Origin of the sequence: Stenotrophomonas bentonitica (assembly GCF_013185915.1) — a bacterium.
Lineage (GTDB): Bacteria > Pseudomonadota > Gammaproteobacteria > Xanthomonadales > Xanthomonadaceae > Stenotrophomonas > Stenotrophomonas bentonitica.
On sequence record NZ_JAAZUH010000001.1, the window covers coordinates 1,807,323 to 1,822,161 of the forward strand.

At 68.1% G+C, this 14,839-nt stretch carries 12 protein-coding genes; 1 reads left to right on the top strand and 11 read right to left on the bottom strand.

Annotation, left to right across the window (positions count from 1 at the left end):
* Positions 1 to 43: 43 nt before the first annotated feature.
* From HGB51_RS07940 to HGB51_RS07955, 4 genes are all read right to left on the bottom strand, one after another.
* Positions 44 to 2,221, bottom strand: coding sequence for a carboxy terminal-processing peptidase (locus tag HGB51_RS07940; RefSeq protein ID WP_070208928.1), 2,178 nt, complete (start codon positions 2,219 to 2,221; stop codon positions 44 to 46).
* Positions 2,222 to 2,516: 295 nt separating this feature from the next.
* Complete coding sequence (lipA, locus tag HGB51_RS07945; protein ID WP_070208923.1) at positions 2,517 to 3,527, bottom strand: lipoyl synthase; 1,011 nt, start codon at positions 3,525 to 3,527, stop codon at positions 2,517 to 2,519.
* The gene (gene lipB / locus HGB51_RS07950) at positions 3,520 to 4,230 is read right to left on the bottom strand and encodes a lipoyl(octanoyl) transferase LipB (protein ID WP_070208922.1); all 711 of its coding nucleotides are present in this window, start codon (positions 4,228 to 4,230) and stop codon (positions 3,520 to 3,522) included. Before lipB ends, lipA begins: the two co-directional genes overlap by 8 nt.
* Positions 4,218 to 4,496, bottom strand: coding sequence for a DUF493 family protein (locus HGB51_RS07955; RefSeq protein ID WP_070208921.1), 279 nt, complete (start codon positions 4,494 to 4,496; stop codon positions 4,218 to 4,220). Before HGB51_RS07955 ends, lipB begins: the two co-directional genes overlap by 13 nt.
* Positions 4,497 to 4,686: 190 nt before the next feature.
* Here HGB51_RS07955 and HGB51_RS07960 point away from each other — a divergent pair, with 190 nt between their 5' ends.
* Positions 4,687 to 5,751, top strand: coding sequence for a lipid A deacylase LpxR family protein (locus HGB51_RS07960; protein ID WP_070208920.1), 1,065 nt, complete (start codon positions 4,687 to 4,689; stop codon positions 5,749 to 5,751).
* Between the two features lie 127 nt (positions 5,752 to 5,878).
* Here the strand turns inward: HGB51_RS07960 and HGB51_RS07965 are convergent, their stop codons facing one another.
* From HGB51_RS07965 to mreC, 7 genes are all read right to left on the bottom strand, one after another.
* Positions 5,879 to 7,096: a D-alanyl-D-alanine carboxypeptidase family protein gene (locus HGB51_RS07965; RefSeq protein ID WP_070208919.1), complete on the bottom strand. Its 1,218-nt coding sequence runs from the start codon at positions 7,094 to 7,096 to the stop codon at positions 5,879 to 5,881.
* A 101-nt stretch (positions 7,097 to 7,197) separates the two neighbouring features.
* Positions 7,198 to 8,448, bottom strand: coding sequence for a septal ring lytic transglycosylase RlpA family protein (locus tag HGB51_RS07970; RefSeq protein WP_070208918.1), 1,251 nt, complete (start codon positions 8,446 to 8,448; stop codon positions 7,198 to 7,200).
* A complete protein-coding gene (mltB, locus tag HGB51_RS07975; RefSeq protein WP_070208917.1) occupies positions 8,445 to 9,590 on the bottom strand; it encodes a lytic murein transglycosylase B in 1,146 nt (381 codons plus the stop codon). The genes HGB51_RS07970 and mltB overlap by 4 nt, the downstream gene beginning before the upstream one ends.
* A gap of 510 nt (positions 9,591 to 10,100) precedes the next feature.
* Positions 10,101 to 11,213: a rod shape-determining protein RodA gene (rodA, locus tag HGB51_RS07980; RefSeq protein WP_070208916.1), complete on the bottom strand. Its 1,113-nt coding sequence runs from the start codon at positions 11,211 to 11,213 to the stop codon at positions 10,101 to 10,103.
* On the bottom strand, positions 11,210 to 13,273 hold the full coding sequence (gene mrdA / locus HGB51_RS07985; protein WP_070208915.1) for a penicillin-binding protein 2: 2,064 nt from the start codon (positions 13,271 to 13,273) through the stop codon (positions 11,210 to 11,212). The genes rodA and mrdA overlap by 4 nt, the downstream gene beginning before the upstream one ends.
* Before the next feature lies 1 nt (position 13,274).
* Positions 13,275 to 13,760: a rod shape-determining protein MreD gene (gene mreD / locus HGB51_RS07990; RefSeq protein ID WP_070208914.1), complete on the bottom strand. Its 486-nt coding sequence runs from the start codon at positions 13,758 to 13,760 to the stop codon at positions 13,275 to 13,277.
* On the bottom strand, positions 13,757 to 14,764 hold the full coding sequence (gene mreC / locus HGB51_RS07995; RefSeq protein ID WP_070208913.1) for a rod shape-determining protein MreC: 1,008 nt from the start codon (positions 14,762 to 14,764) through the stop codon (positions 13,757 to 13,759). The genes mreD and mreC overlap by 4 nt, the downstream gene beginning before the upstream one ends.
* Positions 14,765 to 14,839 lie beyond the last annotated feature (75 nt).

Sequence of the window (14,839 nt, forward strand, 5' to 3'; positions counted from 1 at the left end):
CCGCCGGCCTTTCGTTTCAGGGGGATTCACCCGCTGCGGGCGATCAGTCCGCCCAACGGCCCGCCGCAGTCGACTGCGGCAGCACCTGCGCCGACAGCGGACGGTCTTCGGCCAGCAGGTTCACCGCGTCGGCCAGGATCGCCGCCGACTCACGCAGCAGCGGATCCGGACGCTTCTCGGCGGCCTTCTCGCGTGCGGCGTCCTTGACGATGTCGCGCTCGTTGCCGGTCAGGCCATCGTCGTTGCTGTCGTCGGCCAGCGGATCCAGGTCCAGGCCGAGCTCCTTGCGGGTGGCCTGGCGCTGCTTGCGCTGGGTTTCCTGGCGCTCACGCTCGGCACGGCGCTCGCCTTCGTTGAGCGAGATGTACTTCTTGGCGGCCTCGGTGCGGAACTGCTCCACGTCCTCGTTCCACCACTGGAATTCCTTGTCGGTGGCGATACGCGCGGCGTGGCGGGTTTCCAGCTTGGGCAGCAGCGGACCGAAGTTGCCGTACTGGGTATGCGGCACGGCAGCGATGCGGGTCCACGGCAGCGCGTTGTCGTAGGTGCTTTCGCCGTACTCGCTGGCGTCCACGCTGGCCGGGAAGGCCAGGTCCGGCACCACGCCCTTGTGCTGGGTGCTGCTGCCGCTCACGCGGAAGAACTGCGCGATGGTCAGCTTCACCTGGCCGAAGCGCTGCGCTTCACCGCTCGGCCAGCGGTCCAGGTCGACGATGTTCTGCACGGTGCCCTTGCCGAAGGTGGTTTCACCAATGACCAGGCCGCGGCCGTAGTCCTGGATCGCACCGGCGAAGATTTCCGACGCCGACGCCGAGCCGCGGTTGATCAGCACCGCCAGCGGGCCATCCCATGCCACCGCCTCGCTGCGGTCGTTGTTGACCGTGACCCGACCACCGGACTCGCGCACCTGCACCACCGGACCCTGTTCGATGAACAGGCCGGTGAGCTCGATGGCTTCGTCCAGCGAACCGCCGCCGTTGTTGCGCAGGTCCAGCACCACGCCGTCGAGCTTGTCGTTCTTGAAACCGGCCAGCAGCTTGGCCACGTCGCGGGTGGCCGACGCATAGTCGGTCGCGTTGCGGCGGCGGCCCTCGAAGTCCTGGTAGAAGGTCGGCAGCTTGATCACGCCCACGCGGCGCTCAGGCTCACCGTCCTTGGCCGGAATGGTCAGGGTTTCGCCCTTGGCGGCCTGCTCGGCCAGGCGCACCTTCTGCCGGGTCAGCACCAGCATGTGCGGCTTGCCGTCCACGCCTTCCTCGGCCGGAATGAATTCCAGCCGCACCTGGGTGTCCTTCTTGCCGCGGATCTTGGCCACCACGTCGTCGATGCGCCAGCCGATCACGTCCTCGACCGGACCCGACTTGCCCTGGCCCACGCCGACGATGCGGTCGCCCGGCTTCAGCGTGCCGTTCACCGCAGCGGGACCACCGGCGATGATCTCGCGGATCACCACCATGTCGTCCTGGCGCTGCAGCTGCGCGCCGATGCCTTCCAGCGACAGCGACATCGCCTGGTTGAAGTTCTCCGCCGTACGCGGGGTGAAGTAATCGGTATGCGGATCGACGGCGCTGGTATAGGCGTTTAGGAAGAACTGGAACACGTCCTCGCCCTTCAGCTCGTTGACCGACTTCTCCAGCTGCGCATAGCGCTTGTCCAGCGTCTTGCGGATCTCGGCCGGCTGCTTGCCGGCCAGCTTCAGGCGCAGCCAGTCGTTCTTCACCGACTTGCGCCACAGGTCATCCAGCTCGGCGCTGCTCGCCGCCCACGGCACGTCCTTGCGGTCGTACTCGAAGCGCTCGTCGCTGCTGAAATCGAAATCCTGCTTGAGCAGCTTGCGCGCATAGCCGACCCGCTCGCCCACGCGCTGCTTGTACACCGCGAACACCTGGAACGCCGGCTCCAGCTCACCACCGCGGATCGCCGAGGAAATGTTGGCCTCGAACGGCGCGAACTTCGTGATGTCGGCCTGGGTGAAGAACTGCTTGCTGCCGTCCAGCGACTCCAGATAGCGCTTGAACACGTCCTTGGAGGTCGCCGCGTCCAGCGCGCGCGGCCGGTACGCATAGCGGCTGTCCGAAAGCAGCCCGTAGACCAGCTTGGAGGTCGTGACCTGGTCGGCGGTCGCCGCCGACGGCAGGGCCGGCGAATCGGCATAGGCAGACAGTGCCAGGGGGGCGCTCAGCGCCAGGGCCATCAGGAATGCGGGGGCTTTGAATTTCATCGACTTGCTCATGGCACCTTGCCAGGGGAGAGACTGCGTGCGGATCTGACCACACGACAGTGCCGAAAGTTGCGGGAGATTTCCAGCGTAGTTCGGCCGGCGTAGCAAATTGTGAACACCTGACGGGAACGTTCACAGAACGCCTGGGCCGGCCAACGGCCGGCGCTACCATGATCCGTCTGGTGGAGAGCCCCCTGAGTCAGGGGGCGGCCGCGAAGCGGCGGGGGTCTGGGGGCACGGTGAAGGGGGGCCCGCGGTCTGCGCAGCAGACCGTGGGAAGCGAAGCGCGAATGCGCTACGCGACCCCTGCGCCTTTGGCCTGTACGTCGGCGTGGTACGAGGAGCGCACCATCGGGCCGGAGGCCACGTGGCTGAAGCCCAGCTCGTAGCCGTAGTCTTCCAGCGCCTTGTACTCGTCCGGCGTCCAGTAGCGCAGCACCGGGTGGTGGTGCGAGGTCGGCTGCAGGTACTGGCCGATCGTGATCATGTCCACGTCGTGCGCGCGCAGGTCGCGCATGGTCGCCCGCACCTGGTCCATGTCCTCGCCCAGGCCGAGCATGATCCCCGACTTGGTCGCGATCGACGGGTGCTGGGCCTTGAAGTTCTTCAGCAGGGTCAGCGACCACTGGTAATCCGCGCCCGGCCGCACGTTGCGGTACAGGTCCGGCACGGTTTCGATGTTGTGGTTGAACACGTCCGGCGGGTTGGTCGCCAGGATGTCCAGCGCCCGCTCCATGCGGCCCTTGCCACGGAAGTCCGGGGTCAGCACCTCGATCCGGGTGTTGGGGGACTTCGCGCGGATGGCACCGATGCAGTCGGCGAAATGCTGCGCACCGCCGTCGCGCAGATCATCGCGATCCACGCTGGTCACCACCACGTACTTCAGGCCCATGTCCGCCACGGTCTGCGCCAGGCTGGCCGGCTCGCCCGCGTCCGGCGGCTTGGGCCGGCCATGCGCCACGTCGCAGAACGAGCAGCGCCGGGTGCAGACCTCGCCCAGGATCATGAACGTCGCCGTGCCGTGGCTGAAGCACTCGTGGATGTTCGGGCAGCTGGCCTCTTCGCAGACCGTCACCAGGCGGTTCTCGCGCAGCTTGGCCTTCAGCGTCTGCACCGCATTGCCCGAGGGGATCCGGACCCGGATCCACGACGGCTTGCGCAGCACCGGCGCGTCGGCGAACTGCACCGGCGAGCGGCCGATCTTGTCACCGCCCAGCTGTTTGACCCCCGCCTGCAACGGCGCGGCGGACGGCGTGTCGCCCTGCACGACCTGCAGGGGAATGATGCGAGCGGTGGTTTCAGTCATGGTCAGTCAGATCGGGCAGGTCCGCGGCAGGCTGGAGGTCCAGGCCGAACTGGCGGGCCAAATGGCCCAGCAGTACCGGCGTGACGGCCGCCATGCCGGACGGTCCCCCCAAGTCTACCACCGAGGTGACCTGCAGCCCTTGGTAGCCGCAGGGATTGATGCGGTGGAACGGTTCCAGGTCCATCGCCACGTTGAAGGCCAGGCCATGGAACGTGCAGCCCCGGCGGACCCGGATGCCCAGTGCGGCCACCTTGGCCCCGCCCACGTACACCCCGGGCGCGCCGTCCAGCCGTTCAGCCCCGATATTCCATTCGTCCAGGGTATCGATGATCGCCTGCTCGATCCGGCACACGTAATCGCGCACCCCGATCCCGAGCCGGCGCAGCTGCAGCAGCGGGTAGACCACGATCTGGCCCGGCCCGTGATAGGTCACCTGGCCGCCGCGGTCCACGTGCAGCACCGGAATGTCGCCCGGCGCCAGCACGTGCTCGTCCTTGCCGGCCTGGCCCAGGGTGAACACCGGGTCGTGCTCGACCACCCACAGCTCGTCGGGCGTGTCGTCGGTGCGCGCGTCGGTGAAACGCTGCATCGCATGCCAGACCGGCGCGTAGGGCTGCCGGCCCAGGTCGCGCACGATGGCCGGCCGGGCCACGCGCTGGCCGGGGGCCGCGGCGTCCAGCGCACAGGCGGTTACAGGGTCCACTTCACTTCCGGATGGCCACGCAGCGCTTCGTGGGCGGCGTCGTACTGCTCGCGGCTTTCCGCCTTGAACACCAGTTTCACCGACACATACTTGCCGTTGGACGAGGTCTTCCAGGTGATCTTCTCGCTCACGACATCGATGCCGGCGGCGGTCAGCAGGTTCGGAAGTTCATGCTCCAGCCCAATGTTGGCCTGGCCCAGAGCATTGAGCTCGAACTGACCGGGGAACTGGAAGCCGTGTTCGGGGTTGTCAGACTTGATTTCCATGGCGGGATTATGGGGATGGAAACGACGGAACCCAAGCCCTGCCTGAACGTGCGCACAGCGGCACCCAACGTTGCGTGAAGATCGGCGTTCATCAACAAAACGATCCAGTGCATGCGCGGCGTTGAGATGACCTCACACCCTGACTACGCTGCACCCGCTTAAAAGTGGATAAACCATCAGCGGGACTCCCATGCAGTTGAAGCCCTTTGCGTTGCCGGCCGCACTCGCCGGTGTTCTTGCGTTGGCCGTGCCCGCCGTACAGGCTGCCGAACAATGTGGACCGGATGCGATGAGCGAGCATCCGCCGCAGGTCAACTTCCGCGTCGACAACGATCTGTTCGGCGGCGCCGACCAGGACCAGGGCTACACCAACGGCGCCCAGATCACCCTGGTCTCGCCGAACCTGGTCGACTACACCGACGATCCCTGCCTGCCGCGCCTGGCGCGCTGGGTCAACCGCCACCTCGAACGCCTCGCCCCCGGCGAGTTCGAGCAGCAGAACATGATCTTCAGCTTCGCCCAGCAGATTTACACCCCCAAGGACTTCACCCGCCGCGACGTGATCGAGGACGACCGTCCCTATGCCGGCGTGCTGGTCGGCAGCTTCGGCTACAACGCCCGCCGCGGCGACCGCCTGCAGACCACCCAGCTCACGCTCGGCGTGGTCGGCCCGTGGGCGCTCGGCAAGGAAGTGCAGGACGCCGTGCACGACGCGCTGGGCGATGAGAAGTTCCAGGGCTGGGACAACCAGCTGCACAACGAGCCGGTGGTGATGCTGACCCACGAGCGCATGCGCCGCTGGCCGGCCGATGCCACCGAGAACCTGGGCGGCTGGGGCTGGGATGCGATCAGCCATTACGGCGGCGCGGTCGGCAACCTGGCGACCCACCTCAATGCCGGTGGCGAAGTGCGCTTCGGCTGGAAGCTGCCCGACGATTTCGGCAGCACGCCACTGCGCCCGGCCGGCGAAAACACCGCGCCGACCCGTGGCGGCAAGCCCAGCGGCTGGTCGTTCCACGTGTTCGCCACCACCGACGCAGCCTGGGTGATCCGCGACATCACCTTGGACGGCAACACCTTCCGCAACAGCCACAGCGTGGACAAGCGCAACGTGGTCGGCCAGGCCGGCTACGGCCTGGCGGTGATGTACAACCGCTGGAAGTTCGCCCTCGCCCGCTACCACAGCACCCGCGAGTTCGACCTGCAGGACCAGTCGCCGATCTATGGGTCGTTCACCATCAGCAGATCGCTGTAGCGATCTGCTGTAGGTACCGGCCGCTGGCCGGTACACCGAAAAGAAAAAGACCGGCCATGGCCGGTCTTTTTTTGCTTTCGTTCGATGTCCGGAAGAGCCGGCCAGCGGCCGGCACTACCTCATGGGGTTATTCCGATTCCCACCACATCCAGAAGCTGTCCCACAGGCGCTTGAAGAAGCCGGCTTGTTCCACTGCGGCCACGGCCACCAGCGGGGCCTGGGCCACCACCTTGCCGTCCAGAGTCACCTTCAGCGTGCCCACGGCCTGGCCGGCGGTGAACGGCGCTTCCAGGGTCTTGGGCACGTCGATGCTCGGCTTCAGGTCGTTGTAGCGGCCGCGCGGCACGCTCACCAGCAGCGGCTGGGCCACGCCCAGCTGCAGCTTGTCGGCCGTGCCCTTCCACACCTTGTGCTCGGCCACGGCCTTGCCCGGCTCATACATGCGGTGCGTTTCGAAGAAGCGGAAGCCCCAGTTGAGCAGCGCCAGGCTGTCATCGGCGCGCTGCTTCTCCGAGCTGCCGCCCAGCACCACCGCGATCAGGCGCTGGTCGCCGCGCTGCGCCGAACTCATCAGGCAGTAACCGGCTTCCGAGGTGTGGCCGGTCTTGATGCCGTCCACGCTCTGGTCGCGCCACAGCAGCAGGTTGCGGTTGGGCTGGGTGATGCTGCCCACGGTGAATTCCTTCACCTTGTTGTAGGCGTAGGTTTCCGGGTAGTCACGCACGAACGCGCGGCCCAGCAGCGCCAGGTCGTAGGCGGTGGTGTGGTGGCCTTCGGCGCTCAGGCCGTGGGCGTTGACGAAGTGCGAGTCCTTCATGCCGATCTTGGCGGCGTAGCTGTTCATCAGCGAAGCGAATGCCTCTTCGCTGCCGGCCACGTGTTCGGCCAAGGCGATCGCCGCGTCGTTGCCCGACTGGATCGCCATGCCCTTTTCCATGTCTTCCAGGCGCGCGGTCTGGTTGACCGGGAAGCCGCTGTAGCTGCCGTCGGTGCCTGCGCCGCCTTCGCGCCAGGCGCGCTCGCTCATCATCACCTGGTCGTCGGTGCGGACCTTGCCGTTCTTCACTTCGGCGGCGACCACGTACGAGGTCATCACCTTGGTGATGCTGGCCGGGGCCAGCTGTTCATTGATGTTCTCGCCCGCCAGCACCTGGCCGGTGGCGTAGTCCATCAGGATCCAGGCCTTGGCCACGCTGGGCTTGGGCGCCGGCGGGGTGGCCACGGTGGCCGGGGCGGCGGCGGCAGGAGCAGGTGCCGGGGCCGGCGTGGGCAGGGGGGTCTGGGCGGAGACCATGCCCACAAACAGGGTCGTGGCCATGGCAGCAGCGGCAAAGCGGAATTTCATCGGACAGCAAGCTCCAGGAAGGCGCCAAGGGGATTACAGGGGACGGCCATTGTAGGGCCATGGGGTGGCCGCACGCGCAGGCGCGCACGGCCCGGCCGCATTCACTCTTTTACGATCTGGGGCGACCCGAATCCCAGACCGGCAATGCGGCCGGCAAGTTCCGAGGCGCTGGCCGTGTCAGCGGCGGGGACGCGCAGGCGCCACAGGGTGCGGCCCCCGCTGACGATATCGCTGATGCTGGCGCCGACGATGCCGGCCGAGGACAGCTGGCCCAGCGCGCGGGTAGCATTTTCACGGCTGGCGAAGCTGGCCACCTGCAGCAGCACGTAGCCGACCTGCTCCTGCAGCGACGCGCTGGGCGTCGGCGCAGGCGCCGGGCGTACGACCGTGGCCGCCGGGCGCGCCGCCGCCACCACCGGTGCGGCCGGTGGCAGGGTGCTCACGGTGACCGGGCCGGTCTCCAGCGAGGCGGCCTGGGTGGCTGCAGGCTGGGCGTTGCCGGCCGGGCGCGGCGACGGCGGCGGCAATGCACCGACCAGCCGGTCCATGTCGCTGGCCCGCTTGGCCGGCGCTGCGGGCGCCGGCACCGGCGCAGCGGCCGCGGCGGCAATCGCACGGCGCTCGCGGCGCGAAGGTTTGTCGGCCAGCAGGTTGTCGTCGCCCGGCTGCAGCGCGCGGATCTCCACATTTCCTGTGCCGCGCTGGGTGATGCCCAACCGCACGGCGGCGGCATAGCTGAGATCGACCACCCGGCCGTCATGGAAGGGCCCACGGTCGTTGACCCGCACGATCACCGACTCGCCGTTGTCCAGGTTGGTGACCCGCGCGAAACTCGGCAGCGGCAGGGTCTTGTGCGCGGCGGTGAACGCGTACATGTCGTACACCTCGCGGTTGGAGGTGAGCCGGCCGTGGAACTTGGCGCCGTAATACGACGCGGTGCCCTTCTCCGCGTAGCCGCGGGTGCTGTCCATGACCTGGTACTGCTTGCCCAGCACCGCATACGGCGTCTTGTTGCCGACCGGCGAACGCGGCAGGTCCACCACGTCCGGCTCGGGAATGCAGGCGACGTTGGGAATGTAGCTGGGCGTACTGTCGTTCACGCCGGGCTTGTACAGCCCGCCGGCGCGGTAGTTGCCGCGCGTGCTGGGATCCTCGGTGGCCGCCTTGTAGGGCGAGCCTTCCGGGCAATGCGCCGGACGGCTGCCCTTGCCCGCTCCCTGCACCAGCGTGCCGCTGGATTTGCCACCGCCGACGCTGGCGGCCGGCGGCTTCTTCGGTGCACTGCTGCAGGCGGCCAGAGCCAGGATCAGCAGGCTGGGGACCACCCATCTGCAGCGTGCGAATGCGTTCATGCCGGCGGCAGCTCCTGTCCGGCGATGGCCTGGGACAGCTGGTACACGGCCATCGCGTACATTTTGGAAAGGTTGTAGCGGGTGATCGCGTAGTAGTTCTGGAAGCCCAGCCAGTACTGCTTGCCAGTGCTGCCCTCCAGCGTGATCGGCGTGGCGGTCAGCCCGGCGGCGACCGGCACGCTAGGCTGGTAGCCGCGCTGGGCCAGGTCGGTCAAGGTCCAGCTCGGCGTCCAGTCGGTGGGATCGAACGGTTCGCGGCCGGCGGCCAGCGTGGCCGGCACCGCGACCGGACCGCCACGTACCCAGCCGCCCTTCTTGACGAAGTAGTTGGCGATCGAAGAGAACACGTCGTCGTAGCTGTTGAACAGGTCGCGGCGGCCATCGCCGTTGCCGTCCACGGCGAAATCCAGGTAGCTGGAGGGCATGAACTGGCCCATGCCCATGGCGCCGGCATAACTGCCCTTGATCGCCAGGATGTCCAGCTTCTCGTCGCGGGTGAGCGCGAACAGGCGCGCGAGTTCGTCGCGGAAATACAGCTCGCGGCGCACTTCGCGTTCCAGCTTGGCCGGGTCGCCGCTGCGCGGGTAATTGAAGGCCAGCGTGTACAGCGCATCGAGCACGCGGTAGCTGCCGGTGTTGCCGCCGTAGCTGGTTTCCACGCCGATGATCGCCACGATCACCTCGGCCGGCACGCCGGTACGCTGCTGCACGCGCATCAGTTCGTCGCGGTGCTGGGCCAGGAATTTCTTTCCGCCGTCGATCCGCGCCTGGCTGATGAACATCGGCCGGTACTCGTTCCACGGCTTGACCCGCTCGGCCGGGCGCGACATCGCCGCGATGATCGGGTTGCGCACCTGCGCCTGGGCCAGGGTGGCTTCGATCTGGGCGGCGGGAATGCCGTAGCGCGCAGCGGTGTCGCGCACGAAGTTGGCGCGGGCGGTCTCAAAGGGAACCGGGGTCAGATCGACCGGCGGCGCGCTGGCCGCGGCACCTTCCGGCGCCGCTTCGGCAGGCCCCTTGTGGGCCACGCCCGGTTTGTTGGGCGCACCCGACGCCTGCGGCGGCGGTGACGGGGACTGCGGCTGGGTCGCGCAGGCGACCAGACCGAGCGTGAGCATGCAAGCCAAAGTGCGTCGAATCATCGCCGCAGGTTAGCAGGTCAAAGATGAAATAAAACCCCTAACACCATGAATCCCAACGATTTGCGTAGACAACCGTCAATTCGTTAAGAGCGCGTGTAGAGGTCGTACCAAGGTATCGCCGGTTGCGTCCCCATCCCCATGGACGCAACCGGCTTACCGACCAGGTCGATACCAGCGCGACGCGCTACTCCCCAGCGCAACGTCGCACCCCCTGTACCCGTTAGGTCAACTACGTCCCGCAGCGCCTGGCGCGTCGCTTGGCACGACGCGCAGCTGCTTGCGGGCCGCCATTGTGCAGGCCGTTTACGACATGTCCATTGATCGTGATCAAGCGCATTCATAACTGTGCGCGCCATCGCACTTTGCCGTCGGCTTGTTGACGCCTTCTACATCCCGGCTGCCGGATTCGGCATATTCGCAACGATCCAACGGCCGGATTGCGCAAAACCTTGCGCTTAAGCGGCCACTGTTTTGACTGGACATAAGGGCGCGACGGAAAGTCGCCGCCGTTCAGCTGTAGCCGCCGTGTACCGGATTGTGGGCGCGCGCGGCCATCACCAGCCCGAACCCGGCCAGCAGCGAGACCGCCGAGGTGCCGCCGTAGCTGATCAGCGGCATCGGCACGCCCACCACCGGCAGCAGGCCGGAGATCATGCCGCCGTTGACCAGCACGTAGACGAAGAACGCCAGGCCGGTGGCACCGGCCAGCAGGCGCGAATAGGAGTCGCGCGACTGCGAGGCGATCCACAGGCAGCGCCCGATCACCACCAGGTACAGCGCCAGCACGGTGGCCACGCCGATCCAGCCGAACTCTTCGCTCAGCACCGAGAAGGCGAAGTCGGTGGTCTGCTCCGGAATGAAGTTCAGGTGCGACTGCGAGCCCTGCCCCCAGCCCTTGCCATCCAGGCCGCCGGAGCCGATCGCGATCTTGGACTGGATGATGTTCCAGCCGGCCCCGAGCGCGTCGCTTTCCGGGTCCAGGAACATCATGATGCGGTCCTTCTGGTACGGGCGCAGCAGCCAGATCCAGGCCACCGGCGCCGCCGCGGCCACGCCGCCGACCGCCACGCCGACCCACCACCACGGCAGGCCGGCCAGCAGCAGCACGAAGGCGCCGCTGGCCGCGATCAGCACGCCGGTTCCGAAGTCCGGCTGCAGCATCACCAGGCCGGTCGGCACGCCGATGATCACGGCGCTGACCAGCACTGTGTTGAAGCGCGGCGGCAGCGGCATGCGGTGCAGGTACCAGGCCACCATCATCGGCAGGCTGACCTTGAGCAGTTCAGCCGGCTGCAGGTAGAACAGCTTGAGGTCCAGCCACTGGCGGCCGTACTTGCCGGTGCCGAGCACGAACACCGCCAGCAGCGGAATCATGGAGATCGCATAGACCAGCGGGGTGGCCGAACGGATGCGCAGGATCGGCACCCGCGAAATCATCCACAGCGCGGCCAGCCCCACGGCGAAACGCGCGGCCTGGGCGAACACCAGGCCATCGCCGCCAGCACTCTTGAGCACCGACAGGCCGATCAGCATCAGCGCACCCAGGGCCAGGCACAGCACCCAATCCAGGGTGCTGCAGAAGCGCACGACCATGTCGGTCGCCCAACGCAGAAAATCCTTCATCGGGTGCGCTCCGGGGGCATTGGCGGGGCGGCGGCAGGCGCCAGCGGTGGGCCGGGCGACGGCGCCGGTGCAGGCACCGGTTCGGGCAGGCCGACCAGCACTGGCAACGACTCCAGCGCGGCAGCGGCGATATCACCGGCCTCGCGCGCGGCGCTGTCGCCTTCAAACGGCGTCATGCCGATCGCCGTGGTCCCACGGGCACTGTCCAGCGGTTCCATGCCTTCGGGCATCTTGCCCAGCAGCCAGGCGTCGAACAGCTTGCGCGCGATCGGTGCGGCCGCCGAGCCGCCGTAGCCGCCACCTTCCACGGCGATGGCCAGCGCGATCACCGGGTTCTCGGCCGGGGCAAAGCCCACGAACAGCGAACGGTGGCGCAGGTGCATCGGCAGGCTCTTGGGATTCACCGCCGCCGTGCCGCGACGGCTGATCACCTGCGCGGTGCCGGTCTTGCCGGCAATGGTGTACGGCGCGCCGGCCGCGGCGCGCGCACCGCTGCCACCGGGACGCATGGTGCCCATCATGCCTTCGCGCACGGCCTGCAGGTTGCCCGGGCTGGGGCTGACCGGCTTGCTGGCGCCGGCCGGGGTGGCCACCCAGTCCGCATCGAAGCCTTCGCGCTGCTGCATCACCAGGTGCGGGGTGCGCAGCTGGCCATCGGCGATGCCCCCCACGCCATGCACCAGCTGCAGCGGAGTGACCTTCCAGTCGCCCTGGCCGATGCTGACGTTCACGGTGTCGCCGGGATACCAGCGTTCCTTGCGCGCCTTCGCCTTGTTCTGCGGTGACGGCAGGATGCCGCCGATCTCGCCGGTGAGATCGATACCCGTGGGCTGGCCGAAGCCGTAGTAGCCCATGTAGTGGTCGAACTTCTCGATCCCCATGTCCAGGGCGAGCTTGTAGTAATAGGTGTTGACCGACTGGGTGATCGACTTGCGCAGGTCGGTCCAGCCGTGGCCGCCACGGTTGGCGTCGCCCCAGCCGCGCGAGGTACCCGGCAGGTAGAACATGCCGGTCGACAGGATCTTGTCTTCGGGGCGGCGGGTACCGCTGTCCAGGCCGGCCAGGCCGATCAGCGGCTTGATGGTCGACCCCGGGGCCACGCCACCGAGCACCAGGCGGTTGAACTGCGGCCGCGACGGATTGTCGTTGAGCGCCTTGAAGTCGGCGTGCGAGATGCCGTTGACGAACAGGTTGGGGTCGTACGACGGCAGGCTGACCATGGCCAGCACCTCGCCGGTGCGCGGGTCCATCGCCACGGCCGACCCTTCGAACTCGCCGAACGCGGCCACCATGGCGCGCTGCAGGTCGGCGTCGATGGACAGGCGCAGGTCGCTGCCGGACTGCGCGGCGACCCGGCCGATGGTGCGGATGGCGCGGCCCTGCACGTTGGTTTCGACCTGCTCGTAGCCGACCTTGCCGCGCAGCTGCTGCTCGTAATAGCGTTCCAGCCCGGACTTGCCGATGTGGGTCAGCGCGGCATTGCCCTCGCCCAGCATCTCCAGATCCTTGTCGTCGACCCGGCCGACGTAGCCGATGATGTGCGCGAACAAGTCGCCGTAGGGGTAGCGACGGGTCAGGTAGGGCTCGAGTTCCACGCCCGGGTAACGCCAGCGGTCGACCGCGAAGCGCGCCATCTCCTCGTCGGTGACGCGCAGCTTGAGGGTCACCGGCAGGAAGCTGCGGCGCGCCTTGCGCGACCTGTTGAAGGTCTCGATGTCCTCGGGCGTGAGGGTCAGGATCTTCGCCAGCCCGGCCAAAGTGGCGTCCATGTCCTTGACCTTGTCCGGGGTGATGTCCAGCCGGAACGCGGGCACGTTCTCGGCCAGCAGGCGCCCGTTGCGGTCGTAGATCATCCCGCGCCCGGGTACGACCGGTCGCGGCTTGATCCGGTTGGCTTCCGAACGGGTGGCGTAGATATCGTGGTCCAGCACCTGCAGCTTGAAGTACCAGCCGCCCAGGCCGAGCAGGCAGACCAGCACGCCGAGGAAGCCCAGGGCGGCGCGGCGCCGGAACTGTTCGGCTTCGGCGTGGGGGTTCTTGGCCTGGCGGCGCGCGTACATGTCAGCGCCCGCGACGTCCGAAGCGCACCGCGTCGAGCAGCACGAACACCAGCGGCCACAGGCCCATGCCGAGCAGCGGCGCCCACCAGTACGACCACGGCAGGGTCGGTTCGCCCACGGCGATGTGGACCACGGCACTGACGATGCGGTCGTTGAACAGCAGGCCGCCGATCGCCAGCACCTGCTGCGACATCGGGAAGAAGCGGATCCGCGCGCGGAAGCGCTGCAGGATGAAGGTGAGCATCACCAGCCGCAGCGCCTGTTCGCCGAGCACGCCGCCGTACAGCAGGTCGGCGATCACGCCGCAGCTGAAGGCCACGCCGAGGCCGACCCGGTCGGGGGCTTCGATCACCCAGTAGGCCAGCACCAGCGCCAGCCAGTAGGGACGCAGGGGCTGCAGCAGTTCGGGCAGCGGCAGCAGGCCGAGCAGCAGGGCGAGCACGATGCTGACCGGGAGCACCCAGGGTTTGTCGCGCAGGCGGCTCATGGGGTGGTGCCCGTTGCGGTGGGTGTGGGTTGGGCTGGTTGGGGTGCGGGTTGCGCTGGCTGCGGTGGGGTTTCCGTGGGCCGGCCAGCGGCCGGCGCTACCGGGGTTTCCGTTGCGGGGGGACCGCCTGCGGCTTCCGACAATTGCAGGTTTGGCGGGACGCGGATGGCTGCGCCGGGGCGCAACAACAATACGTCGCGGCCGCGGTCGAGCTGGGCTGCGGGCTTGAGTTCGCCGACCAGGAAGGCGTGGGTGTCGTCGGGGCGCAGGGCGGTGATCTTGCCGACCGGGAAGCCGGCCGGGAAGCGGCCGCCGAGGCCGGAGGTGACGATCTCATCGCCCACTTCCACCCCGGCGCTGAGCGGAATGTCGCGCAGTTCGAGGGTGTCGCCGCGGCCGTACACGATCAGGCGCACGCCGTTACGGGCCACGGTGACCGGCACTGCGTGGTCGGGGTCGGTCAGGAGCAGCACCGTGGCGGAGCTGCCGGTGGTGGCGATCACCTGCCCCATCAGGCCGCCGGCGTCGATCACTGCCTGGCCCAGGTGCACGCCGTCGCGGCTGCCGGCGGCCAGCACCAGGCGCTGTTTCACCGGGTCCAGGTCGATGTCCAGGATCGGTGCCAGCTGCACGTCCAGCCCGCTGCGTTCGGCCACGTTGAGCAGTTCGCGCAGCTGGGCGTTGTCCAGCGCGGCGGTCTGCAGGCGGGTCAGGCGCGCGTTGGCGATCAGCAGCTGGTTGCGCAGCTGCCGGTTTTCGTCGACCAGCTGGCCATGGCTGGCGGCGTTGTCCTTGACCTGGGTGCCGAGCCGGCCCGGCAGGCCGGCCAGCGCCCACACCGGCTGCACCAGCACGTTGGCCTGCGCGCGCGCGCGCGCCAGCCAGCCGGCCTGGTCGTCGAGCACGATCAGGGTGATGGCCAGGGCCAGGTAGGCGAGCAGCCGCAGCGGGCTGCTGGCATCTCCCTGGCGGGAGGCTACGGGAGGACCGGCGTAGGGCGGCACGAGCGGTTTCGACTGATCAGGGTAGAAAGGGAGCGGATGCGACAACGCCCCGGCGCTGCGATGCCCGGCGTGCCA

Excerpts from the sequence above, each read along its gene's own strand:
- lipA (WP_070208923.1), bottom strand. The coding sequence starts at position 3,527 with ATGACTGAAACCACCGCTCGCATCATTCCCCTGCAGGTCGTGCAGGGC.
- mltB (WP_070208917.1), bottom strand. The coding sequence starts at position 9,590 with ATGATTCGACGCACTTTGGCTTGCATGCTCACGCTCGGTCTGGTCGCC.
- mreD (WP_070208914.1), bottom strand. The coding sequence starts at position 13,760 with ATGAGCCGCCTGCGCGACAAACCCTGGGTGCTCCCGGTCAGCATCGTG.
- HGB51_RS07960 (WP_070208920.1), top strand. The coding sequence starts at position 4,687 with ATGCAGTTGAAGCCCTTTGCGTTGCCGGCCGCACTCGCCGGTGTTCTT.
- rodA (WP_070208916.1), bottom strand. The coding sequence starts at position 11,213 with ATGAAGGATTTTCTGCGTTGGGCGACCGACATGGTCGTGCGCTTCTGC.
- mrdA (WP_070208915.1), bottom strand. The coding sequence starts at position 13,273 with ATGTACGCGCGCCGCCAGGCCAAGAACCCCCACGCCGAAGCCGAACAG.
- HGB51_RS07940 (WP_070208928.1), bottom strand. The coding sequence starts at position 2,221 with ATGAAATTCAAAGCCCCCGCATTCCTGATGGCCCTGGCGCTGAGCGCC.
- HGB51_RS07970 (WP_070208918.1), bottom strand. The coding sequence starts at position 8,448 with ATGAACGCATTCGCACGCTGCAGATGGGTGGTCCCCAGCCTGCTGATC.
- HGB51_RS07965 (WP_070208919.1), bottom strand. The coding sequence starts at position 7,096 with ATGAAATTCCGCTTTGCCGCTGCTGCCATGGCCACGACCCTGTTTGTG.
- HGB51_RS07955 (WP_070208921.1), bottom strand. The coding sequence starts at position 4,496 with ATGGAAATCAAGTCTGACAACCCCGAACACGGCTTCCAGTTCCCCGGT.